Origin of the sequence: Vibrio sp. Y51_MX_L26, from assembly GCF_024181935.1 — a bacterium.
GTDB lineage: Bacteria > Pseudomonadota > Gammaproteobacteria > Enterobacterales > Vibrionaceae > Vibrio > Vibrio diabolicus.
Genome location: NZ_JAMZAS010000001.1, coordinates 1,091,753 through 1,114,988, shown reverse-complemented (window position 1 = coordinate 1,114,988; position 23,236 = coordinate 1,091,753). Strand labels below are relative to the sequence as shown.

15 protein-coding genes and 1 pseudogene are annotated in these 23,236 nt (G+C 45.3%); 9 read left to right on the top strand and 7 right to left on the bottom strand.

Going from position 1 to position 23,236, the window contains the following annotated elements; translation table 11 throughout:
• Positions 1 to 27 precede the first annotated feature (27 nt).
• Positions 28 to 453 (bottom strand): universal stress protein, encoded by a 426-nt coding sequence (locus tag NL645_RS04750; RefSeq protein ID WP_005392539.1) that lies wholly within the window; start codon positions 451 to 453, stop codon positions 28 to 30.
• A gap of 391 nt (positions 454 to 844) precedes the next feature.
• Between NL645_RS04750 and NL645_RS04745 the strand changes: the two genes are divergently transcribed.
• The 7 genes and pseudogenes from NL645_RS04745 to NL645_RS04715 all read left to right on the top strand — a co-directional run bounded on the left by NL645_RS04745 (position 845) and on the right by NL645_RS04715 (position 12,682).
• Positions 845 to 2,416: an ATP-binding cassette domain-containing protein gene (locus NL645_RS04745; RefSeq protein ID WP_253651305.1), complete on the top strand. Its 1,572-nt coding sequence runs from the start codon at positions 845 to 847 to the stop codon at positions 2,414 to 2,416.
• 206 nt (positions 2,417 to 2,622) lie between these two features.
• On the top strand, positions 2,623 to 4,782 hold the full coding sequence (locus NL645_RS04740; protein WP_253651304.1) for a prolyl oligopeptidase family protein: 2,160 nt from the start codon (positions 2,623 to 2,625) through the stop codon (positions 4,780 to 4,782).
• A 530-nt stretch (positions 4,783 to 5,312) separates the two neighbouring features.
• The gene (locus NL645_RS04735; protein ID WP_025532673.1) at positions 5,313 to 6,104 is read left to right on the top strand and encodes a hypothetical protein; all 792 of its coding nucleotides are present in this window, start codon (positions 5,313 to 5,315) and stop codon (positions 6,102 to 6,104) included.
• A gap of 90 nt (positions 6,105 to 6,194) precedes the next feature.
• Positions 6,195 to 7,337 carry an efflux RND transporter periplasmic adaptor subunit VmeP gene (gene vmeP, locus NL645_RS04730; RefSeq protein ID WP_253651303.1) on the top strand — a complete coding sequence of 381 codons (1,143 nt, stop codon included), beginning with the start codon at positions 6,195 to 6,197 and terminating at the stop codon, positions 7,335 to 7,337.
• Positions 7,338 to 7,347: 10 nt separating this feature from the next.
• A pseudogene (vmeQ, locus tag NL645_RS04725) lies at positions 7,348 to 10,487 on the top strand (efflux RND transporter permease subunit VmeQ).
• Between the two features lie 120 nt (positions 10,488 to 10,607).
• Positions 10,608 to 11,708 carry an OmpP1/FadL family transporter gene (locus tag NL645_RS04720; RefSeq protein WP_253651302.1) on the top strand — a complete coding sequence of 367 codons (1,101 nt, stop codon included), beginning with the start codon at positions 10,608 to 10,610 and terminating at the stop codon, positions 11,706 to 11,708.
• A 176-nt stretch (positions 11,709 to 11,884) separates the two neighbouring features.
• Positions 11,885 to 12,682 (top strand): hypothetical protein, encoded by a 798-nt coding sequence (locus tag NL645_RS04715; RefSeq protein ID WP_104970180.1) that lies wholly within the window; start codon positions 11,885 to 11,887, stop codon positions 12,680 to 12,682.
• 48 nt (positions 12,683 to 12,730) lie between these two features.
• On the opposite strand, the gene speG is transcribed toward NL645_RS04715, so the two are convergent.
• Positions 12,731 to 13,270 carry a spermidine N1-acetyltransferase gene (gene speG, locus NL645_RS04710; protein ID WP_253651426.1) on the bottom strand — a complete coding sequence of 180 codons (540 nt, stop codon included), beginning with the start codon at positions 13,268 to 13,270 and terminating at the stop codon, positions 12,731 to 12,733.
• Positions 13,271 to 13,515: 245 nt separating this feature from the next.
• Here speG and NL645_RS04705 point away from each other — a divergent pair, with 245 nt between their 5' ends.
• Entirely contained in the window at positions 13,516 to 13,668 is a 153-nt protein-coding gene (locus tag NL645_RS04705; protein ID WP_005375418.1) for a hypothetical protein, read from the top strand.
• A gap of 118 nt (positions 13,669 to 13,786) precedes the next feature.
• On the opposite strand, the gene NL645_RS04700 is transcribed toward NL645_RS04705, so the two are convergent.
• Both NL645_RS04700 and blaCARB read right to left on the bottom strand, forming a co-directional pair.
• Positions 13,787 to 14,836, bottom strand: a complete 1,050-nt coding sequence (locus NL645_RS04700; protein ID WP_253651301.1) for a sensor domain-containing diguanylate cyclase — start codon at positions 14,834 to 14,836, stop codon at positions 13,787 to 13,789.
• A gap of 292 nt (positions 14,837 to 15,128) precedes the next feature.
• Positions 15,129 to 15,980, bottom strand: coding sequence for a CARB family carbenicillin-hydrolyzing class A beta-lactamase (blaCARB, locus tag NL645_RS04695; RefSeq protein ID WP_047008407.1), 852 nt, complete (start codon positions 15,978 to 15,980; stop codon positions 15,129 to 15,131).
• Positions 15,981 to 16,219: 239 nt separating this feature from the next.
• On the opposite strand from blaCARB, the gene NL645_RS04690 reads away from it, so the two are divergent.
• Complete coding sequence (locus NL645_RS04690) at positions 16,220 to 17,569, top strand: ferric reductase-like transmembrane domain-containing protein (protein WP_253651300.1); 1,350 nt, start codon at positions 16,220 to 16,222, stop codon at positions 17,567 to 17,569.
• A 97-nt stretch (positions 17,570 to 17,666) separates the two neighbouring features.
• On the opposite strand, the gene NL645_RS04685 is transcribed toward NL645_RS04690, so the two are convergent.
• The 3 genes from NL645_RS04685 to NL645_RS04675 form a co-directional block, all read right to left on the bottom strand.
• Positions 17,667 to 18,248, bottom strand: a complete 582-nt coding sequence (locus tag NL645_RS04685) for a cupredoxin family protein (RefSeq protein WP_053313544.1) — start codon at positions 18,246 to 18,248, stop codon at positions 17,667 to 17,669.
• A 63-nt stretch (positions 18,249 to 18,311) separates the two neighbouring features.
• Positions 18,312 to 21,452: an efflux RND transporter permease subunit gene (locus tag NL645_RS04680; RefSeq protein WP_253651299.1), complete on the bottom strand. Its 3,141-nt coding sequence runs from the start codon at positions 21,450 to 21,452 to the stop codon at positions 18,312 to 18,314.
• 2 nt (positions 21,453 to 21,454) lie between these two features.
• Positions 21,455 to 23,170 carry an efflux RND transporter periplasmic adaptor subunit gene (locus tag NL645_RS04675; RefSeq protein ID WP_145535531.1) on the bottom strand — a complete coding sequence of 572 codons (1,716 nt, stop codon included), beginning with the start codon at positions 23,168 to 23,170 and terminating at the stop codon, positions 21,455 to 21,457.
• Positions 23,171 to 23,236: the final 66 nt, after the last annotated feature.

Here is a 23,236-nt window from a genome sequence, read left to right as displayed (position 1 = left end):
GTGGTTTTGGCAAGCGTCAAATTCTAATTAATCATGAATAGGAACGACTAAAATATCGACTGGTGACTTGTTGATAAGATGTCTTGAGTAGGAAATGATTTTGCTCCAGAAATCTTGGTGATGGCCACAAATCAGCAAGTCCACTTCTTGCTCTTTGATGGTAATTTCGAGCTTATCGGCTAAATCACCAGTACCCACGAAGAAGTGTTTGAGTGGATAATCCATGTACTCACTGAATGTTCTCAAACATTCCATAGAGTGCTCATTCAGCGGCCTTTGGTCTGGGTTCTCTTTAATGTCTACGAGCTCACGATAAATTTCCCCGTGAGTTCCATCAATATGGATGAATGAAATATCGGAGTCGAGATAGTTAGCCATCGCTACGGCTCTGTCGATCAGAACAGTGCTCTCATCGGACAGTTCGAGTGCAACAAGGATATGTTTGTATTTCATTACCACGCCCTTATGTGGATTAGCTTTACTGTAAGCATAGTATGGCTTGGGCAAAATTTGTGTAGATAAGATCTCGAAATCGTTCAAAGTTTTGATAAATAATGCCGCTTGCTTTTTAGTCAGAAAACCCGCTAAACTTCGCAAATCATTTCTCTAGGAGATTACGCCAACATGAAGAACTAAACCTGTTATCCATATTTTTACTTATTTTTTGGATCTGCAGGGTTAGTAGGCGTAGCTCACTTTCCGATATTTCTTTGCAACAAGACGACTTTTTGATTTGACGTTTATCGTCGAGCTTTACATAGAGCTTAATGCGTTTGTGCACGCGTTTTGTTGCAATCTCAAATCATAGCTACGGCTGTTGTCCCTGTCATACAGGAGGCAAATTATGCCAGTTTTACAAGCTTTTAATGTTAGCCATCAGTTTGATAATGGCGAGACGCTATTCCAGTCTATTTCTTGTTCCATGACTAAACGACGTGTTGGTTTGGTTGGGCGCAATGGCATCGGTAAGTCACTTTTGGCTTCCATTTTGGCGGGAGAAACTCAGCCTGCCAGCGGTGTTGTGACTTCTCCCTCTTCTTTCATGATGTATCGCCAGCAGCCGTCTGATTTGCTTTCAGGTCAGCAATCGATCGCCCAGTTTCTGGGCAAAGATGCGGTCTTGCATGCTTTAAAGCAGATTGAACAAGGTGATGTTTCTGAACATTGGTTCGAACTGGTTGGCGAGCAGTGGGATATTGAACAGAAACTCAAACAGCAGCTTGCTGCGATGGGCTTACCGCAAGACCCTGATTTCTCTTGTGCTCGGCTCAGTGGTGGTCAGTTGGCGCGTTTGCAGTTATGGCAATTGTTTGAAAACGAAACGGAACTTTTGATTCTCGATGAGCCATCCAATCACCTCGATACTGAGGCGAAACAATGGTTGATAGAGTCTATGAGGCATTTCGGTGGCGCGATTTTACTCATCAGTCACGATCGTGAGCTGCTGCGAGCAATGGAGGAAATTTGGGAAATCTCGGGCCTAGGCTTACAGGTTTTTGGTGGAAATTACGATGTGTATGCCGAGCAAAAACGCACTGAGCTACAAGCGGTCGAAAGGCAGTTAGCGCAGGTCGATAAACAGAAAAAACGGTTAGCTGAGCAAGCCCAGAAAAATCGCGAAAAAGCAGACCAACGCGCCGCGCAAGGGAACAAACTGCGCAAAGACGGCAGTCAGCCCAAAATTTTGCTTGATGGCAAAAAGGATAGCGCGACCGCCAGCGCCTCAAATCGCAATAAGAATGAGCAACTCAGACAAGTGCATTTACAAGCCAAAGAGCGGGCGTTGCAATCGCGACATGAGCAGCTCAAAGCGCAAAAGCTTTATCTTGCAGATAATCCGAACCGTTCGAGAAAAGTGTTGTCGATACAAGAAGGTATATTACCTTTTGGGGATTCTACTCCTATCACTTTGCAGATTTTTGCGAACGATAAAGTCCATCTCAAAGGGAAAAATGGATGCGGAAAGTCAACCTTGTTAAAGACGTTGCTTGGCGAGTTGTCGTTGCTCAGTGGTGAGCTGCAAGTGAATACTCCCTTGTATTATCTCGACCAACACTTTGGCGCAGTGAATCCAAATCTTTCGTTACTTGAGAACGTAATCGAGACCTGCCAAGAGATGACGGAAAGTGAAGCGAGAACCTTACTGGCGGGGATCGGTTTTCGTCGAGACGCTGTGTTTCGGTTGGGGTGCGTACTAAGTGGTGGCGAGAAGATGAAGCTCGCAATGCTGATCGTCAGCCATCAACACTCCCAGCCTTTGCTGCTGCTTGATGAGCCAGATAATCATCTCGATCTCGAGTCAAAAATAATGCTTAGTCAGGCGTTAAATACATACAAAGGTGGATTTGTTCTGATTAGTCACGACCAAGATTTCGCTTCTGAGTCTGGGGTTTTGCGTCAAATCGAACTGAATTAAACGAAAGAGAGTAAACGCCATCGTAGCTCTTCAGCGTTGTTCCTAAGCTCTACACCGCCACTTACCGATATGTAGAATTGGCGGGAAATGAGGGAGTTAGGATGGCTTTCACAACTCGTTTAATGAAATTAGATTCATTTTGTCGATATATAGTAGAGTTCTGATGTATTGCACAAAAAGACAACAGAAAAATAAAAAGGAATTTCATGAAAAAGAACACCCTAGCATTCGCAACGGCTCTCGCACTCGGAAGTGTGTTGTCTGTGGCGCATGCAAATGAAGCGGCGCAGTCGTCGGTTGAACAGGTAAACCCGAAAGCCATCACGTACCCAACCACACAAAAAGTGGATGTTGTCGATGACTACTTTGGTACAAAAGTGAGTGATCCTTATCGCTGGTTGGAAGACGATCTCAGCCCAGAAACCGCAGAATGGGTGAAGGCACAAAATGCAGTGACGTTTGATTATCTGTCGAAAATCCCTTACCGCAAGCAGATTGAAGAGCGCATTACTAAGCTCATGGATTACGAAAAACAAAGCCAACCGTTCAAAGAGGGTAAGTTCACTTACTTCTACAAAAATTACGGGTTACAAAACCAAGACGTGCTTTATCGGCAGCTAGGTGATGGTGAAGCAGAAATTTTCCTCGATCCAAATACTTTTAGTGAAGATGGCACCACATCGTTAGCGGGAGTGAGCTTTTCACGAGACGGTTCTTTGGTCGCATACAGCATTTCGGAAGGCGGCAGCGATTGGCGCAAAGTCATTGTGTTAGATACAGAAACCAAAAAGCCCGTCGGTGAAACGCTGGTGGATATTAAGTTCAGCGGCATCAGTTGGCTCGGCAATCAAGGTTTCTATTACTCGAGTTATGACAAGCCACAGGGGAGTGAACTCTCCGCGAAGACAGATCAACACAAGCTCTACTTTCATAAGCTTGGGACGAAACAAAGTGAAGACCAGCTGATTTTTGGCGGGTTTGAGGAAGAGAAATACCGTTATGTTGGCGGCTATACGTCAGATGATGAACGCTACTTGTTTATCTCAGCCAGCGTATCGACATCGGGTAACAAACTGTTCTTTAAAGATTTGAGTAAGCCAAACAGCCCGCTTAAAACCATTTTAGATAACACCAGCTCTGATACTTGGGTAATAGACAACCAAGGCACGAAACTGTACTTGGTTACGAACCTTAATGCGCCGAACAAACGCGTCGTGACGGTGGATGCGAGTCAGCCGCAGCCCAAAAACTGGAAAGATTTGATCCCTGAAACAAAGAACGTGTTACGTGTTTCTACCGCGGGTGGCAACTTGTTTGCGAGCTATATTGTTGATGCGATCTCGATGGTGAAGCAATACGACATGAACGGCAAACTCATCCGAGAAATCAAATTGCCTGATATTGGCAGCGCATACGGTTTCACGGGTAAAAAAGAAGAAACCGAAGTCTACTATTCTTTCACCAACTACAAGATGCCAAGCACTACGTATCGTCTGAACATCAAAGATGGTGATAGCGAGGTGTACTACAAATCTAAAGCGCCATTTGACCCTGCTTTGTATGAATCTCGCCAGGTGTTTTACACCTCAAAAGACGGAACAAAAGTGCCGATGATCATCACCTATAAAAAAGGGACACCGATGGACGGCAGCGCACCAACCATCCTATATGGTTATGGTGGTTTCAACATTAGCCTCACACCATCTTTTAGCCCGACACGTGCGGCTTGGCTGGAGCTTGGTGGTGTTTACGCGGTAGCGAACATTCGTGGCGGTGGGGAGTATGGTAAAGAGTGGCACAACGCTGGCATTCAAATGCAAAAGCAAAATGTGTTTGATGACTTTATTGCGGCGGCTGAATTTCTAATTGATGAAAAGGTAACGTCATCAAACAAGTTAGCCATTAACGGTGGATCGAATGGTGGCTTGTTAGTGGGGGCTGTTATGACGCAACGTCCAGAGCTGTTTAAAGTGGCGCTGCCAGCAGTCGGCGTACTGGACATGCTGCGTTATCATACTTTTACCGCAGGTGCTGGTTGGGCGTATGACTACGGTACGGCAGAGCAAAGTAAAGAGATGTTCCAATATCTGAAAGGTTATTCGCCAGTGCACAATGTAAAAGCGGGGGTGGAATACCCAGCAACATTGATTACAACGGGTGATCATGATGATCGTGTTGTTCCTGCTCACTCATATAAATTTGCTGCTGAGTTGCAGTCAAAACAGGCGGGTTCAAATCCGACCTTGATTCGCATCGAAACCAATGCAGGACATGGTGCTGGCACACCAACGCGTAAAATAATTGAGACAAATGCAGATATTTATAGCTTTGCACTGTTCAATATGGGGATAGAGAAACTGCAATAGTGCGAATCGTTTGCGTTTCTAGTTAACGAAATGAATTGGTGCTTTTGCACTCGAAAATAAAAGGGAATCACAGAGTGTGATTTCCTTTCAATTTATTGTGGAGTAACTATTCTAAATTTACCGCAAGGCTAATTAAATTAAGGTATTTGCAATTTATTACAACTCTCTTCTTTACCTGAAGAGTAATATGCGATGAAAATAAAACTTGATCGCGATCACCTAACACCATTGCACTCCTAATTTATATGGTAAATTTAATTAATCATTTATTCTAATGATAATTTAATTTTCATAAGTTTTAATATTCCCTTCTTCGTAAATCTTACCAAATTTCAAGTTATATAAGATATAAGTAGCAGTGATTGAACTTTTATGACGCTTTATTTTATTTTAATTAAAACGTCTAATGTTTTGTCATTATTAAATTTGCTTTGATAATTTATATTATCCAAAGCGAGTTGTGTTGCTTGCTATTTATGATGACCTCATGACGTGAATAATTTTATAATCATTAAAATGGATACAGTTTTATGAATTTAGTGAAACCGTCTGTTGTTATCATGGCAGCAGCCCTTCAACTCGCGTCTTCTGCTTATGCCCAGACAAATAATGACGAAGAACTACAAGATATGTCTGACCCACTTGCGGTTTACACCCAAGCTGGCTTTGGTATTACTGACAAAGGCGCGAACATCAAAATCGGTCAAACTTACCAATCTAGCCAGCCTGGCACCATGGCGATGAACATCATCGAAATGAAAGGCATTGGTGGTGAGCTACTTGGCATTCGCGACAATGACGATCCAATGTATGCCAATGTTGATGACAGCATTGACTCTTTCCGACTACGTAATTTCCAAGTAGAAGTCGCAAAAGGTCTAGGCCGTCAATTGGATGTAAATTACGACGTTGATAACGATAAATTAGATGCATCTTATAGCTTTATTCAAGGCCTACCTAAGTTTGGCATGTTGCAGTTATTTCCTTTGGCTGGTGCGGGTGTCACTATTGCTAATGATTTTAGTGGTGATGACAAAGGTTATGAAATTCCAGGTACTTTCACCGTTGTCGGTATGTACTCAAAAATTGAATTAACCGATAAAATCTGGATTAACTACAACCCAATGTATATGCATACATTGTCAGGGTCTAGTCAATATAAAGATACTTATTACGCGGGTGAAGATAATATCTTAACTCATGAGTTTGCGTTGTCTTATCAAATTAATCCTCGCGCAAATATTCGTTACTTTGCAAACTGGAATGAGCACGTTAATTTTGGTGATGGTGATCACCGTATCGAATTTAACTACCAATTCTAACTCCCTCATTTATTTCCAGAATAGAAAGTGTGTTTATCCATATATTTAAATATTTAGGCTAGGGCACTTTCTACATAAAGTAGGTTTATCATGAAAGCCAAATATAAATTTGCGTTGGTATCTATTGCTATATCTTCTGCATTACTATCAGGATGCAAAACTGGCGATATCGCAACGAAAACTGCCCAAGCACCCTCTGTTGAAACCGTTACCCTAACCGAAACAAAAATCACTCCTTATCATACTTTTATCGGTCGAACTGAAGCGGTAAATGACGTTGATATTATGCCTCGAGTCGGTGGCGAATTAACCGCGATTCATTTTAAAGATGGCGATATGGTCGAAAAAGGCCAATTGCTGTTTGAAATCGACGACCGTCCTTACAAAGCGGCACTGGCGTATGCAAAAGCGTCGTTGCAAAAAGCAAAAGCGCAACTCGTTCAAACTACGCGTGATGCAGAACGTGTGAAGAAACTCATCAAAGATAAAAGCATCAGTGAGCAGCAATACGATGACGCCATTGCCGCGCACGCCGCAGCGATTGCTTCGGTAGAAGAGGCGAAAGCGACGCTGGTTTCAGCAAGGCTCGATCTTGAATTTAGCTCTGTGCGCGCTCCTTTCTCTGGCCGCGTGGGTTTCAGCAACTTCCGAGTGGGTGACCGTATTTCGAAAATTCAACTCGTTCCTCTTGTTTCGATCACTCAAATCGACCCAATTCGCTTTGTCTTTGATGTGGATGAGAAGCTCTACCGCCGCGTAAGAAGCGCGATTGATGTGGCTCATCGTAACGATGACAAACTGGATGTTGATTTAACACTGACGCTTTCAGACGGTTCATTGTATCCGCTTGATGGCAAGATCTACGCCGTTGGCAACAAGATCGATTTAGAAACAGGCTCAATTCGAGCAGAAGCACAATTTGATAACCCAACTTACGCGCTTATGCCGGGTGAATATGGCAACTTGACCATCAAGCTGCGCAACAAAACCATTGATGGTTTGCTTATCCCATCGGCGGCTGTTCAGCAAGACCAAGCGGGTGACTACGTCATGGTGGTTGGTGATGATCACGTGGTGTCACGTCGTAACGTTGAACTTGGTCAGACCTACGGTGTGAAACGTGCTGTGCTGACTGGCTTGGCGGCTAACGAAAAAGTCATCGTCAATGGTCTACAAAAAGTGCGTCCGGGTGCAACGGTGAAAGACGTTGAACTACAGAGTGAACAAGGCTGAGTGAGTACTGATGTTAAGTAAATTTTTCATTCACCGGCCGAAGTTTGCTTTGGTGATCTCACTGGCGATGACATTGATGGGTATGATCGCCCTGAAAGTCTTGCCAATTTCTGAGTATCCTCAAATCTCTCCGACGGTAATTACGGTGAGCACCATGTATCCGGGTGCAAACGCGAACGTGGTTAAAAAGACGGTAGCACAGCCGATAGAAGCCAAAGTCAACGGCGTTGAAGACATGATTTACATGTCTTCTGTGATTGGTAACGATGGTTCATACACACTACGTATCTATTTTCGAGTGGGCGCAGATGGCGATATGGCGCAGGTTCGTGTGAACAACTTGGTGGCGCAAGCGACGTCTTCTCTCCCACAAGAAGTAAACCAAATCGGTGTGACGGTTAAGAAGAAATCTTCCGACATGCTGGGCGTTATTACACTGCGTTCTCCGAAACAGTCTCACGATAGTATCTACCTTTCTAACTACGCGGATCTCAATATTGTTGAGCGTCTAAAACGTATCGAAGGTATGAGTGACATTACGCTGCTGGGTAAGAAAGACTACTCAATGCGTATTTGGTTGAACCCAAATAAACTGGCCACCTTGAAGCTTTCTGCTAGCGATGTTATTGGCGCAATTAAAACGCAAAACATCCAAGTGGCGGCGGGTAAGATCGGTGGTATGCCAGCTCCGGGTGACCAGCAATATCAATATGTTTTGCAAACCAAAGGCCGCCTTACTTCTGCAGAAGAGTTCGAGAACATCATCATCCGCGCGAGCAAGAAAGGTTCTTTGATTCGCTTGAAAGATGTGGCTCGTGTGGAAGTTGGCGCACAAGGTTACGAAGCTGATGGTCGTATGAATAACGAACCAGCCGCCGTTCTGGCCTTGTATCAGTTGCCGACAGCGAACGCGCTAGACGTGATGGAACGCGTGAAAGAGGCCATGAAAGAGTATGAGAAATCGTTCCCAGATGATTTGGTCTACGACATCGCGTATGACTCTACCGAATACGTAGAGACATCGATTGATGAAGTGTACGAGACGCTGGTGATTGCGGTACTTCTTGTCACCTTCGTTGTATACGTTTTCTTGCAGAACTGGCGAGCGACCATCATTCCAACCTTAGCGATTCCGGTTTCCATCATTGCGACGTTCGCAATCATGGGCGTGATGGGCATGACCATTAACACCATCTCGTTGTTTGGCTTGATCCTCGCCATCGGTATCGTGGTGGACGATGCGATCATCGTGGTAGAGAACGTGGAGCGGGTTATCCATGAAGAGCATTTAGACCCGATTCCGGCCACGATCCAAGCCATGAAAGAAGTGACGGGGCCAGTATTGGCAACAACGCTTATTTTGTTGGCGGTATTCGTACCGGTTGCGCTATTGCCGGGTATTTCTGGTCGAATGTTCAACCAGTTCGCGGTCACCATCTGTGTGTCGGTGCTGATCTCTGCGATCAACGCATTAACGTTAACGCCAGCGCTTTGTGCGTTGATGTTGAAATCAACTCACTCGCAACCTATTGCACCTTTGCGTGCGTTTAACCGAGGTTTTGAAGCAATAACGCGCAAATACCAAGGTTTAGTTGGCTTCTTGAGCCGCCGCATTGTGCTGAGTATCGCTGTGTATGGCGCGCTTATTGCGGTGCTGGCGTTTGCGTTCATGACCGTACCTTCTTCTTTCGTACCGAACGAAGATAAAGGCGTGTTCATGGTCGAAATGCGTTTGCCAGACGCAGCAGCATTGCAGCGTACTGCACCATTAATGAAGAAGTACGTTGATGAGCTAAAACAGATGAAAGGTGTGGAGAACGTGGTTTCGGTTGCGGGCTTCTCGGTAATTAACATGGCGTCGATTCCAAACTCGGGTATGTTGATCATCAAACTGGATAACTGGAGCAAACGTAAAGACCCTGAGCTACACCAACGCGCATTGATGAATAAAGTTAACCAAATGCTGAACTCAACGCCAGATGCCGCTTCGTTCGTTTTCGCGACGCCGGCAATCAAAGGCATGGGTGCGGTGGATGGTTTCAACCTTGTGCTGCAAGACAACTTGGGCCGTTCTCCACAAGAGTTGGCAAAAACAACCGCTGATTTTGTTGCCCAAATCAATCAACTGCCTGAAGTGGCGCGTGCGTTCTCGATTTTCCGTGCGAACATTCCGCAACGTTACATCGATATTGACCGCGATAAAGCGATTTCGATGGGCGTACCGTTGAATGAAATCTTCAGCACACTGCAAGCACAGTTGGGCGGTGCCTACATTTCTGACTTCAACTTGTTTGGTCGTTCGTACCAAGTGAAAGTGCAAGCAGAAGAGCAATACCGTGACAACATCGACGACATCAACCATCTGTTTGTTCGTTCAAGCTCTGGAAAAATGGTGTCACTGGCAACGCTAGTGAAAGTGAAGCCGATCTTCGGCCCTGATACCTTGTCGAACTACAACATGTTCAGTTCTGCAACCGTGAACGGTGCGCCAGCGCCAGGCTACAGCTCGGGTGATGTCGTAAAAGCCATTGAAAAACTGGCTGCAAAATCTTTGCCAAGTGGTTACTCGTACGAGTGGTCTGGCATGACTTACCAAGAGATGAAAGCAGGCAACATGGCACCAATCGCGTTCGCATTGTCTTTGCTGTTCACCTACTTGTTCTTGGTGGCTCAGTACGAAAGTTGGACCATTCCTGCTGCGGTAATGATGGCGGTTCCAGTCGCGATTCTCGGCGCAATGGGGACGTTATTACTGGTGGGACAACCGTTCGATTTGTACGTGCAGATTGGTGTGGTCATCTTGATCGGTATGTCCGCCAAAGTGGCGATTCTTATCGTGGAATTTGCCAAAGTTCTGCGAGAAGAAAAGGGCTTATCCATCATTGATGCTGCCAAAGAAGCTGCTCGAATCCGTTTCCGTGCAGTACAGATGACCGCATTCGCCTTCATCTGGGGGTATTCCCGTTGGTGATTGCATCGGGTGCTGGTGCGGCATCTCGTCACTCACTGGGCTTTGCGGTATTCGGCGGCATGATTCTCTCTACGTTTGTAGGCACGTTGCTGACGCCAGTGTTTTTCGTGATGATGCAATCTCTGCGCGAGAAGTTTAAGCGAAAGAAACTCACTGAACTTGAGGTGAGCGAGCAATAACGCTGATTTCAACCGACTGACTCCACAACACCCCCACGCTGTATGCGATTGGCCAATGCCTTTCATTGATATACAACCACCGTCGCAGCGTGGGTTCCCCAAACAATAATAGGTTTTAGCATGAAAAATCTTTCAAAAATCGTCGTAGCGAGCTCTCTACTGACGTGTGCTGCTGCGCAAGCGGGTGGGTTATACCTTTACGAAACAACAGCATCGGATATTGGTTTGGCATCCGCTGGTATGGCGGCTCGTGCGCAAGATGCCTCAGTAATGGCAGCAAACCCGGCTGGTCTGGCGAATGTTTCTGGTAAATCTTTCTCTGGTAACCTGATTGGCCTTTACGGTGACGCGCAACTAGACACGATGACTGGCGATGCTGGCAACGTGATTGGTTTTGTTCCTATGGCGTCGGCATTTTACAGCCAACAAATGAACGACAAATGGACGCTGGGTATTGGTTTATATGGCAACTACGGCCTTGGTCTCGAGTACGAAGGTCTTTTGGGTAATCATTTAGATATTCCTACAGCAACGACACAAGCCTTGACCATTCAACCTTCCGCTTCTTACCGCATCAATGATCACTGGTCTGTGGGTGCGGCGCTTGGCATTCAGTACGGTATGTATGAAGTAGAAGGGACGTTGGCTAGCTCTGGCGTGCATAAAAAATACTTAGACGAAGACCAAAATACTCAGGTTAATGGCCGAGTAGGTGTGCTTTATGAGGCAACATCAGGCACGCGTCTTGGTCTGTCTTACTCTTCTGAAACCGAATTTGAATTCGACAATAGTAACTCCATTGCTCCGCAACAACTGATCTTCAGTGCTTACCACGAAGTGAATGATGACCTAGCGGTGATGTGGAACGTGAACTGGCAAGACTGGAGCGAATACACAACCACGCTGAACGTAGAGACACAAGACACTTACCAAATCGCATTGGGTACTCAGTACAAACTGAATGAAAAAATGATGTGGAATGCAGGTTTTGCATTCGATACCAGCATGTATGAAAGCCAATCAAACGGTGACATTACCGTTCCTACTGGCAAGGCATACCGCATTGGTACAGGCATTGATTACAAATTGGATTCAGAAAACTCAATTGGTTTCGCTTTTGAAGCGATCTTGATGGAATCGTCAGAAACGCCACGCTTACAAGCTGGTTTTGATGAGCCTGCTCTGTACTTCATGAGCATGAGCTACAACTGGAAAAACTAATCATTCCTAATCGCTAAAACGCCTTCCTTACAGGCCATTCTACCCTAACTACCTGCACTGGATGCTGTCATGCCATCTAAGGTAGTTAGGGCGCTTCTGTCACATCCAGTGAGTGATGATTCAAAAAGTATCTGCGCAGCTAAGTGCGGGTATTCAACATCTCAAAGGACTAAAAAATGAAAAACAAACTAGCGTTAGTGTGTACGACTTTGTTGGTCAGTACGCTGGCTCATGGTGCCGAGCATCGAGTAAAAGACAATAAAAACAAGTTGGCGGATGACCCAACAAAAGTCATCACGAAATTTGGCGCGTCGTACGCAAACAACTACGATTTTGATGATCAAAACATCTCATTCTCGGGCTCACTTGCGCTTGACCAAGCGCGCAAAATCAACCTGCGTATCAATGATGATGCGAGCGAGTGGCGTATTGGTGGCTCGTGGTTGTTTCCGGTCGGTATCGTGAATTTCAATTTTGGTAAAAATGAATACGTAAACGGCGCGGATCAAACCAACTACAGCGTTGGTACCTTTATGCCGTTAAGTTATTTCGGGATTGAGCCAGCAGGCTTCCAAATTTTCCCAATGGCAGGCTATACGTACAACACTGGTGATGTTCCCGTATGTGACGGTGCAGAAAGTAGCCACTGTAGCGAGCCTAATTTTACGGGCACTCCAAGTGCAGAGAATGGCTTCAATATGATGAGCTCTTCAGGCAGCAGTGGTTACGTTGGTGCATTTGCGCTGAAATCGTTTACCAAAGAGCTGACGTTAATCAGCTTCGCAGCAGGCACTTACGGCTCAGAAAACAGTGAAGGAGAGAACTACAAAGGCTTCTTTGGTGGTATCGGCCTTGGTTATCTCGTGAATAAACGTCACTCGTTTAACGTAATGACGTTTGTCATGGACAACAACACCTATTTAGATGAGGCAGATAGGCGCGTCGCATTATCTTACCAATATCAATTTGAATAAATTGAAAACGCAGCAACGATGGCTGCGTTTTTACTTTGATGGAATAAATTAGTGAATCGCGTTCTTTTCTTCGATCTTTTTCTGATATTGGTGTTTTAATATATACATGCGCTTAACATCGCTATAGGCTCCGTTAATAAAGTATTCTTCTACTAAATGGCCTTCTTCAGTAAAACCACATTTCTTATATAAATGAATAGCGACTTCATTATCCACTGCGACTAATAAGTATATTTTACGTAGATTAAGAATCGAGAAGGAGTAATCCAATGCACGATTAATCATCTCTGTCGCATAACCTCGTCCTTGATGCTCTGGGGCGATGATTATCTGAAACTCAGCGCTTCGGTGAATGTAGTTGATCTCAATAAGTTCGACCAATCCAATCACTATGCCGTCTTCATCTTCAACCACAAAGCGTCTTTCTGCGTCATCATGTATATGTTTTCGGTACAGTTCTTCGAGCTCATCATAAGATTCATAGGGCTCTTCGAACCAGTAGGCCATGATATTTCGGTTGTTATTTAGTTCGTGAATAAAGCGCAAATCAGAGCGTTCTAGTGCACGCATTTTTAGGCCTTTCTTCATCATTTATCTCCAATGAGGCGGAGTAAACCTCCGCAATTGATGCTAGAAAATCTTAACGTATTTAACAAGAATAGCGCATCTGTTTTTGGGAAATATTGTGTTTTTTTCAATATGGAAACTTAGAGTTCACGCCAAATAAAAATTAATCTTTACGATAAAAAATTCGATTAGGTGGTTTGCCTAATATCATATTAAATACCGCGCAACGACTTAGTGTCTTAATCTAAATAAACAAGGTATTCAATATGTTTTCAATCGGTGACGTAGTAGTAGCGACTAAAGGTATCGATCTTGGCGAAATGGTTGTTACAGGTTTAAGCAGTGGCGGTTTTTACACACACGTAAAAGCAGGCGAGAAAACGCTAACTTACCCAGCTAAAGATCTTAAGAAAGCATAATTAAATTTGCTCACTCTTATTTCTAAACTGGCTTAAAGTTCGTATTACTTATTTTAGGCGGGTTAGAATTTATAAAAGGTAGCGCAACAAGTCGCTACCTTTTTTATCACTCTCTTTTCTAGTTTTCTTCTGTTTTATGAACCTCAACACGGTTTCTACCGGTTTCTTTGGCTTTGTAAAGGGCTAAGTCGGCGCGTTTTACGAGTGGTTCAAACGAGTCATCCAAGCTACAGACTTGAGTTACACCAATACTAGCGGTAAAGCTCATATCACGACCTGAGTGTTGAATCGTCGTAGTTTCTAGCGCATTGCGAATCGTTTCTAATGTGTTTAGGGCTTCTTGCGATGAGCGGCTTCTTAGTACGATGGCAAACTCTTCACCGACAACTCTGGCAAGTAAGTCACAGTCAAGTAGATGACTTTGAATGGTGTTGACTGCATGGATCAGCGATTTATCGCCAGCATCATGACCAAACCGATCATTAAGGCTCTTAAAGTTGTCTAAATCTAGAATAGCAACATGGAAGTCAATGCCTTGGGTACGGTATTCAGTCAAGCGGCTTTCGATTTGTCGCATGAATTCTCTGCGGTTTGGAATGCCAGTCAGATCATCCGTTGTGGCGAGATGCTCCATTTTCATAATTTGTATATGAAGGGCAATGTTTAAAGCAATCCAGTTAGCAATGCACTGAAGCTGTGCCGCTTGTTCATTTGTATAAGTGTGCGTTTGGTGATGTGCAACATTGAGCGTGCCCAAACAGACTTTACCGTGCATTAAAGGCGCATCCATACACGTCCCCATGCCATTGGATGCCAGCATCACGCAATCGACCTCATCAGATTGAGTGACATCGTCACAGATCATCAGTTGTTGTTTTTTGAACACTCGGCCAACAAAAGCTTGGTGAATAGGTACCAAGAATTCAGCCGGAATCGCTTTATTACCAGAGAAAGAGTAGACCTTCAGATGATCATCATTTTCATAAAGCGTGATACTCGCGCGGTCGGAATTGAATATACGATTTATCCATTCTGCGACCGTATCAAGCACCTGCTGCAATGTTTCCGATTGAGCTAAAAAGTGAACAAACCCTATCGGCATACAGATCGGACTTTCCATGTTCTGCATCGATAAGTCATCAGGGTTAAAAGTTCTTTCAAGTCTCAATAGACATCTCCTTGCGATGTTGCAAATACCAACAATAAGTTACACGAAGCTATTTTCAAGAAAAATGCGTTTCTACGTAAGATTATGGTTTATTTATCGCCATCTATGTGTGTTCAATTGCTTAATGTGGGCGTTAACTCACGCCTAAATGAATAAATGTTATACCTATTTATAAGTAAGTCATTACTCAATAAGGGGTGTTTTTGAGGTAGAACCAAAGAATAGGAAAGCCCTTCAGGGAAGAGAAGGGCAAAGAGGGTAAACTTAGGAAAGTAAATATGTACGCAGTGAATTAATTATCTTTGTATTTCTGTAAAATCAACTGACTGATTTGCGCGATGAGCTGGTCTCTGGCTTGCAGTGATAGCTCGGTTTCTGTGACATAGATACTAATGTAAACAGGACGATGGTTTTCCTTCCATATGATTGCGTTAATACCACGCGAACCGTGACCACCCGCACCAGAGCGGTCGGCGATAGACCAACCTGTTGGTAATACTGAACGCATTAACGAGTCTGAAACCTTGTTGTCCTGCATCCAGATTTTTAATTGCACGCGAGACTCGTAAGACAACGTTTCTCCTTCAATCAAGGTTCGCAGAGTGTTTACCATGGCGTTAGGTGTGGTTGTGTCGCGGTTGTCTCCCGGTGTCGCTTCGTTCAAACGTGGTTCTAATCTATCTAGGCGCGTCGCTTTATCACCAATAGTTCGCAGAAACATTGTCACGGCCTTAGGGCCGCCGATTTCATTCAATACTAAGTTGGCAGCAGTATTATCACTCATCAACATCGCAGCTTCACAAGCGTGTTCTACGCGTGTGTTTTGGCCTGCGAGTTTGTCCATCACTGGAGACCACACAACGATGCTGCGCTCATCGACTTTCGCGGTCGCATTTTTACTTAGCTTACCGCTGTCCATATCACTTAGCATTGTGGCGCAAGCCAAGGTTTTGAATGTGCTCATGAGTGGGAAGCGTTCATCGCCACGGTAATCCCAGCGCTCATCGGTTTGCGTATCCCAAACCGAGACTCCAATTCTGCTTGAGGTTTGTTGTTCGATGAGAGAAATGTCTTCATTCAGTTGGGAAGAGTAACTTAGGGTTGAGCAAACCATTAGCCCAGCCAACAAAAATAACTTTTTCATGCGTCGTGTTCTTCATTTTGGTTTTGGTTCGCACTGTGGCGATGTTACGCAAACTATAACGAGCGAATACTCTAACCACTGTTAAATCCATGTCGATTTTTTGTAGGATTCTGCGCAATACCTCCAAGTTTGTTATTGACCTTAGGTATATTGTGGGTTTACTCAACTTTACGAATATTGACGTTGCATTACGCTAGAAAAACTAAACTAGAGTTGTCGTCAATTTGAGAGTGATGTTCATGAAAACTGTACGAAATTTTGTATGGATGATAATTGCCGCCGTGTCTGTGTTGTGGTGGATGAGTGAACCGCAACTGCTTTCCTCGACCCAATTCTTCCAATGGCGCTCCGCGCTTATTCAATATTCTGGTGTTTTGTCGTTAGCTTTGATGTCTATTGCGATGGTGCTGGCGCTGCGCTTACCTGTGATAGAGCAATGGGTTCATGGTATGGACAAGGCATATCGAGTACACAAGTGGTTAGGTATAGCAGGCGTCAGTTTAGGTGTGATCCATTGGCTTATGTATAAAGTGCCGAAGTGGCTCGTTGCTGCTGGTTGGTTGGAAAAACCACTAAAACACACTGGAGCAGGGCCATCGGGCAATAACTTCGTTGGTTTGGAGTTATGGGTTAAAGAACTGCGTGATGTAGGTTTGGATTTAGGTGAGTGGGGCTTTTATTTGTTATTGGCATTGCTGGTAGTGTCACTCTGGACTGCTGTTAAATACAAACCGTTTAAGTTATCCCATCGTTTAATGGCTGTGGTGTATTTGATGGTTGCCTTGCATTCGGTCTTATTGATAAAGCATGCATACTGGGGCGATCCCATTCATTTTGTCGCTTTAGGTTTTGCATTGATGGGCTCTGCGGCTGCGACTTACAGCTTGTTCGGTTTTGTCGGGCGAGCAAACCGCTATCCAGCCAAAGTGGTGTCGACTCGCTACTTCCCTCAAGCGCGCGTGATGGAGCTGGTTTTGGCGCCAAGCAATAACGGTCAAGGAAAACCTTGGCAAGCGCACAAAGCAGGACAGTTTGCTTACGTTCGTTTTGGTAATGAAGATCCACATCCGTTTACGATTGTTTCAGGTGAGCACGATCCAGAGGTCCGTTTTTTGATCAAAGAGCTAGGCGATTTCACGACCAATTTGTACCAGCGCGTGAAAGCGGGCGATGAGGTTGTTGTTGAAGGGCCGTATGGACGTTTAGAGTTTGATGTCAACAAGCCGCAAGTTTGGATTGCTGGTGGTGTCGGGATAGCGTCGTTCTTTGCTATCTTATCTTCACTGAAAGCGTTAAAAATACATCCGCCAGTGCATTTGTTTTATTGCACACGTGGCTTAGATAGTCATTTAGTGGATGAACTGTGGAATGCTGCGCGTCAGGCACAAGTGAAACTGAACGTGATAGATACTGCGATTTCACCTCGACTTAATGTTGAACAAATTGCGAAGGAATGCGGCGATTTATCGCGTTATGAGTTTTATTTCTGTGGACCGGAGGTATTTTCTCGAACCCTGAAAAAAGAGTTAGAGGCATATCGTTTTGATACAGAACATCACTATCATGAAGAGCTGTTTGTGATGCGATAATCTAGTATTTGGGGTGAAATAAAAAGGAGCTGAATCAGCTCCTTTTGTATTTACATTTAACGTCTAAGAACCGTGTGAATGCGTAAATCCGGTTTCACTACAGTTCCACTTTTTTGACCATGCCGGCTTCTGCATGACCGGGAATATTACACGCGAACTCTACATTTTTATCGCCATGGAAGTGCCACAGGAGTTGTTTCGCTTTGCCTGGTTCAACTGTGACCGCATTGCCGGAGTCATGCATGTGATCGCCAGACATGGTTTTCATCATTTCACGGTGTTTAAGCTGTTCTTCTGCTGAACCAATGGTAAATTCGTGATTGATTTTGCCTGTATTCATTACCACAAATTGAACCACATCATCCGGTTCTATTGTCACATCTTTTTTGAATGTAATTTTCATATCATCCGTTAAGAGTACATGAACGACTTTGTCTGGTTTTGCGCCATTTGCAGGCATACCAACCGCTGACATGCCCGGCATGCCGCTCATACCAGAATGATCCATTTTACCGTGGTCCATTTTTCCATGATCCATCGGCATTTTATCCATGTTCATGGAACCGTGATCCATTTGACCATGCTCCATATTTTCGTGGTTCATGTTTGAGTTATCCATTTGAGCAAATACGCCACTCGATACCATGGTTAGAGCAAGAGTGATAAGAGTCTTTTTCATGTTGATTTCCTTTACTATCAATGAGCTATCGCGCCATTACTCTCTGAATAATGGCGCTCGTTATTATTTGTCTTGGTGTTGAGTTGATTTCACTTCACGCTGTTTCCACAGCTTGAAGATGGCGGGTAACACAAGCAGTGTTAACAGCAGGGCAGAGGCCATGCCACCAATCATCGGTGCAGCGATGCGTTGCATCACTTCAGAGCCTGTCCCCTCACCGTACATGATTGGAATAAGACCAATGATTACCGTTAATACGGTCATCATGACAGGCCGTACACGCAAGCCAGCGCCTTCGCGAATTGCGTCTGTAAGATCTCGCGCTTGAAGCGGTCGTTGTTTCTCTTCTGCATCCAGTTTTCGGTGGTGCCACGCTTGGTTGAGATACACCAGCATGATGACGCCTATCTCCACCGCAACGCCGGCGAGGGCGATAAACCCAACCCCCACGGCAATAGAGAAGTTGTAGTTCAGATAATGCATCAGCCATAAGCCACCAACCATTGCTAAAGGCAGCGTCAGCATGATAATCAGCACCTCACCCACACGGCGGAAGCTGAAGTAAAGTAGCATCATGATGATCGCAATAGTGATTGGTACTACGACACTTAAGCGGTCTTTGGCGCGTTCCATGTATTCGTACTGACCTGACCAAGCCAGCGAATAACCCGCAGGTAATTCAAGTTGATCTGCTACTACTTGTTGTGCTTCCACGACGTATGAGCCTAGGTCACGACCTTCGATATCCACGAAAACCCAACCGTTTGGACGCGCGTTTTCGGTTTTGATCATCGGTGGACCATCTTCATAACGAATATCTGCCACGTCTGCGAGTGCGATGCGTGCGCCGTTGGGGGTTACCAGTGGTAGGTTTTGCAGTTTAACAACCGAGTCACGGTAATCTTGCGGATAGCGGACGTTAATCGGGTAGCGTTCCAAGCCTTCAATGGTTTCTCCAACATTCATACCCCCAACAGCTGTTGAGATAACTTGCTGAACGTCTTTGATGCTCAATCCATATCTCGCAGCTGCGCGGCGTTTGATATCAATCGTCACGTAACGGCCACCCGCGACACGCTCCGCATATACAGATGAGGTGCCATGAACGCTATTAAGAATAGGTTCCAGCTGAGCACCAATTTTTTCGATCTCTTTCAGGTCTGGGCCTGCGATTTTGATCCCAATTGGCGTTTTAATGCCCGTCGCAAGCATGTCGATACGCGTTTTGATCGGCATTACCCATGCGTTGGTGAGTCCCGGGAACTGAATCAGTTCATCGAACTCTTTGCGTAACGACTCTGTCGTCACGCCTTCACGCCATTGATCGTGAGGTTTTAGCTGAATAACAGTTTCAATCATAGTGAGTGGCGCAGGGTCGGTAGCCGTTTCTGCACGGCCAATCTTGCCCCAAACCGTTTTGACTTCCGGTACGGTTTTGATCAGTTTGTTAGTTTGCTGAACTAGTTCACGTGCTTTACCAATCGAGATTCCCGGATACGTAGTCGGCATGTACATCAAGTCGCCTTCATCCAATGGTGGGATGAACTCGCTACCCAGTTGACTGGTTGGATAGTAAGCTGACGCCATTAGGCCTAAAGCGATAACGATCATACTCTTAGGATACTTGAGGCTGGTATTCAGCAACGGGCGATACAGCGCAATTAAGCCTCTATTTACTGGATTCTTATGCTCTGGTAATACGTTGCCACGGATGAAATAACCCATGAGCACAGGTACGAGGGTAATTGCCAAACCTGCCGCTGCGGCCATTGCATAAGTTTTAGTAAAGGCGAGAGGGGAGAACATCTTGCCCTCTTGACCTTCCAGTGCAAATACTGGCACAAAGCTTAACGTGATGATAAGTAGTGAGAAGAACAGGGGCGCGCCCACTTCTTCAGCGGCTTTGCCAATCACTTGCCAGCGGTTCTTATCCGTGAGAGGCGTTCGTTCAATATGCTTGTGGACGTTTTCTATCATTACGATGGCACCATCCACCATAGCACCGATGGCGATGGCAATCCCCCCGAGCGACATGATGTTGGCATTAATGCCTTGAGAATGCATGACGATAAACGCGGATAAAATACCAACGGGCAAGCTCAGCGCGATCACCAAAGACGAACGGATGTGAAATAGGAAGAGGGCACAAACAATCGCCACGACGATGAATTCTTCCGCCAATTTTTTCCACAAGTTTTCTACGGCAGCGTTAATCAGCGTGGAGCGATCGTAAGTAGGCACGATTTCTACACCATCCGGTAAGCTGCGCTGTAAATCTTCAAGTTTGTCTTTTACTTTGCTGATGACTTCACTCGCGTTTTCGCCGAATCGCATGACAATAACGCCACCAACCGCTTCACCTTCGCCGTTAAGCTCAGAGATGCCGCGACGCATTTGCGGACCTAAGTTGATGTCGGCAATGTCGCCCAGTAAGAGCGGTGTACCTTTCTGTGTCACTTTGAGCGGAAGTGATTCAATATCCTCAATACTCGTTAGGTAACCTGTAGTGCGAACCATGTGTTCCGCTTCTGCTACTTCAACAACAGAGGCGCCCGTTTCCTGATTGCCGTTTTGGATCGCCATGTTCACTTGTTGCAGTGTCAGGTTGTAAGCACGTAGCTTAGCTGGGTCAATCTGAACTTGATATTGCTTCACCATACCGCCAACGGTTGCGACTTCAGAGACGCCATCGACGGTTTGCAGCTCATATTTCAAGAACCAGTCTTGCATACTGCGTAGATCAGCAAGATCATGGTTGCCAGTTTTATCTTGCAGTACATAGCTGTAGACCCAGCCCACACCCGTTGCATCTGGTCCTAATGTCGGTTTTGCACTCGGTGGTAATTTAGGTGCTACTTGGCTTAGGTACTCTAAAACGCGCGAACGTGCCCAATACATGTCGGTATCATCGTTAAAAATGATATAAACATATGAGTCACCAAAGAATGAATAACCACGAACGGTTTCCGCTCCTGGTACGGCGAGCATGGCGGTGGTTAGCGGGTAAGTAACTTGATCTTCAACTACTTGAGGTGCTTGGCCTGGGTAGCTTGTTTTGATGATCACCTGAACATCAGAAAGATCCGGAATGGCGTCTACAGGTGTATTCTTTACACTGTAAAGTCCGGTTAAAACAAGCGCTAAGGTTGCGATCAAAACCATGAAACGGTTTTTGATCGACCAGCGGATTATTGCTCCAATCATAGTTAGCCCTCAACCGCTTCAAGTTGCTTCAATACGTAGTCAGCTCCTTGTTTTTCAACTAGAAATCGGACTTTCTGACCTTCTTTGAATCCGGATAGATCCACTTCATTACCTACAGAGAAGTTCATCTCTCCTGCCTCCCAGTTCCATTCTGCAACTGGGAGGTGGTTGAGAGTTATCATCCCAAAATCCGCCATCAACATGCTGATATCTCCGGTAATCCATACGTCAGTCACGAAAACGCTGTCATCGGCTTTGTAGTCAACGACTTCATATTGACCGGACTCTGTTTTCTGAATTTCAAACTCGATAGCTTGGCCTTTTTGCAGAGTGCCCACATCAACGTCATCTGCGAGGGTAAAGTTCATGACCATACCCGGCCAATTCCACTCTGCTACGGGCTGATGATTAATGGTCAACATACGGTGATCTTTCATCACATCGGTGATTTCACCCTTAGCCCAAACTGTTTCTACTTTGGCTTCAGTAGGTGATGAAATACGGGATAGATCAGCCGTTTGGCTCGATTCCGAATCCAACATAAAGTGCGCAGAGGTTACGATGCGATCATCTTGAGACAGACCTTGCAGCACCTCGATTTTGTCGTCGGCTTCACGCCCAACTTTGATGCGCGTTGAGCGGTATTTACCATCGCCTTCAGACAACACGACTCGGGTCATACCGCCGGATCGAATAACGGAAGACTTAGGAATCGTCATAACTGCGTTATCAGTGACTGGTTGAAGGGCAATGTTGGCAAACATATTAGGTTTAAGATCGCCATTCGGGTTAGGGAACTTGAGGCGTACACGCAAGGTACGAGTTTTAGGATCCAGAATAGGGTATACGTAGTCGACAACCCCTTTCCATTCATTGCCTGGAATAGCATCAAGCGTCATAGTGGCGCTACTTCCTGCTTTCATCCAGTGAGCTTGGCGCTCAAATACTTCGGCATCCACCCATACATTTTCAAGTGGGCCCGCGCTGATCACCGCTTGAGCAGGGGATAGGTAACCACCTTCACGAACGTTCAAACTCGCGATGACGCCATCTTCCGGAGCTTTAATTTCAATAGTTTGCGATGCTTTCCCGCGTTGAGTGATGGCTCTGATTTGAGAACGATCAACACCCAGTGTCACTAAACGTTCTGTCGCGCCTTTCACCAGGCCATTACGCCCAGTTCGGTAGGCGTTCAGCAGCTCTTCTTGTGCTTTGACTAGCTCAGGCGAGTACAGCGTGAACAGCACATCGCCTTTTTTGACCTTTTCACCCACGGCATTGATGTAAAGCTTTTCAACCCAGCCGGCCACGCGAACGTTGGTTTGCCACAAATGACTTTCGTCAAACGCGATATAGCCGACAGTTTCAATCCGAGGTGAAAGTTGCTCTAAAGAGACTTGAGCAGTTTTTACACCTAAGTTGTTTTCAACTGATGGGTCAATTTTTACCGTGCCGGGTTTGTCTTGTTCACCCGCGAGATCTTCAGCGTACACTGGGATCAAGTCCATGCCCATTGGCGATTTGCCCGGTTTGTCGCGCTTATAATTTGGATCCATTGGAGCAACCCAATAGAGTGGCTCGTTTGAGCTGCTTGCAGCGTTAGCGCCTGAGCCACTCATGTCGTGGTTTGCACCAGATAGGTACTGATTAACGCCAAACCCTAGTGCCCCGCCAACAAGCAGAGCGATGGTTGCTATCTTGATTGAATTTGAACTCATTCCTAATTCCTTATTTTCCCCATGAGGCATGACAGCGATGTTGATTGTTTATTGGTGTGCATTCGC

Excerpts from the sequence above, each read along its gene's own strand:
- NL645_RS04735 (WP_025532673.1), top strand. The coding sequence starts at position 5,313 with ATGAATTTAGTGAAACCGTCTGTTGTTATCATGGCAGCAGCCCTTCAA.
- vmeP (WP_253651303.1), top strand. The coding sequence starts at position 6,195 with ATGAAAGCCAAATATAAATTTGCGTTGGTATCTATTGCTATATCTTCT.
- NL645_RS04750 (WP_005392539.1), bottom strand. The coding sequence starts at position 453 with ATGAAATACAAACATATCCTTGTTGCACTCGAACTGTCCGATGAGAGC.
- NL645_RS04685 (WP_053313544.1), bottom strand. The coding sequence starts at position 18,248 with ATGAAAAAGACTCTTATCACTCTTGCTCTAACCATGGTATCGAGTGGC.
- NL645_RS04690 (WP_253651300.1), top strand. The coding sequence starts at position 16,220 with ATGAAAACTGTACGAAATTTTGTATGGATGATAATTGCCGCCGTGTCT.
- NL645_RS04705 (WP_005375418.1), top strand. The coding sequence starts at position 13,516 with ATGTTTTCAATCGGTGACGTAGTAGTAGCGACTAAAGGTATCGATCTT.
- NL645_RS04720 (WP_253651302.1), top strand. The coding sequence starts at position 10,608 with ATGAAAAATCTTTCAAAAATCGTCGTAGCGAGCTCTCTACTGACGTGT.
- NL645_RS04675 (WP_145535531.1), bottom strand. The coding sequence starts at position 23,170 with ATGAGTTCAAATTCAATCAAGATAGCAACCATCGCTCTGCTTGTTGGC.
- speG (WP_253651426.1), bottom strand. The coding sequence starts at position 13,270 with ATGAAGAAAGGCCTAAAAATGCGTGCACTAGAACGCTCTGATTTGCGC.
- NL645_RS04745 (WP_253651305.1), top strand. The coding sequence starts at position 845 with ATGCCAGTTTTACAAGCTTTTAATGTTAGCCATCAGTTTGATAATGGC.
- NL645_RS04740 (WP_253651304.1), top strand. The coding sequence starts at position 2,623 with ATGAAAAAGAACACCCTAGCATTCGCAACGGCTCTCGCACTCGGAAGT.
- blaCARB (WP_047008407.1), bottom strand. The coding sequence starts at position 15,980 with ATGAAAAAGTTATTTTTGTTGGCTGGGCTAATGGTTTGCTCAACCCTA.
- NL645_RS04715 (WP_104970180.1), top strand. The coding sequence starts at position 11,885 with ATGAAAAACAAACTAGCGTTAGTGTGTACGACTTTGTTGGTCAGTACG.
- NL645_RS04680 (WP_253651299.1), bottom strand. The coding sequence starts at position 21,452 with ATGATTGGAGCAATAATCCGCTGGTCGATCAAAAACCGTTTCATGGTT.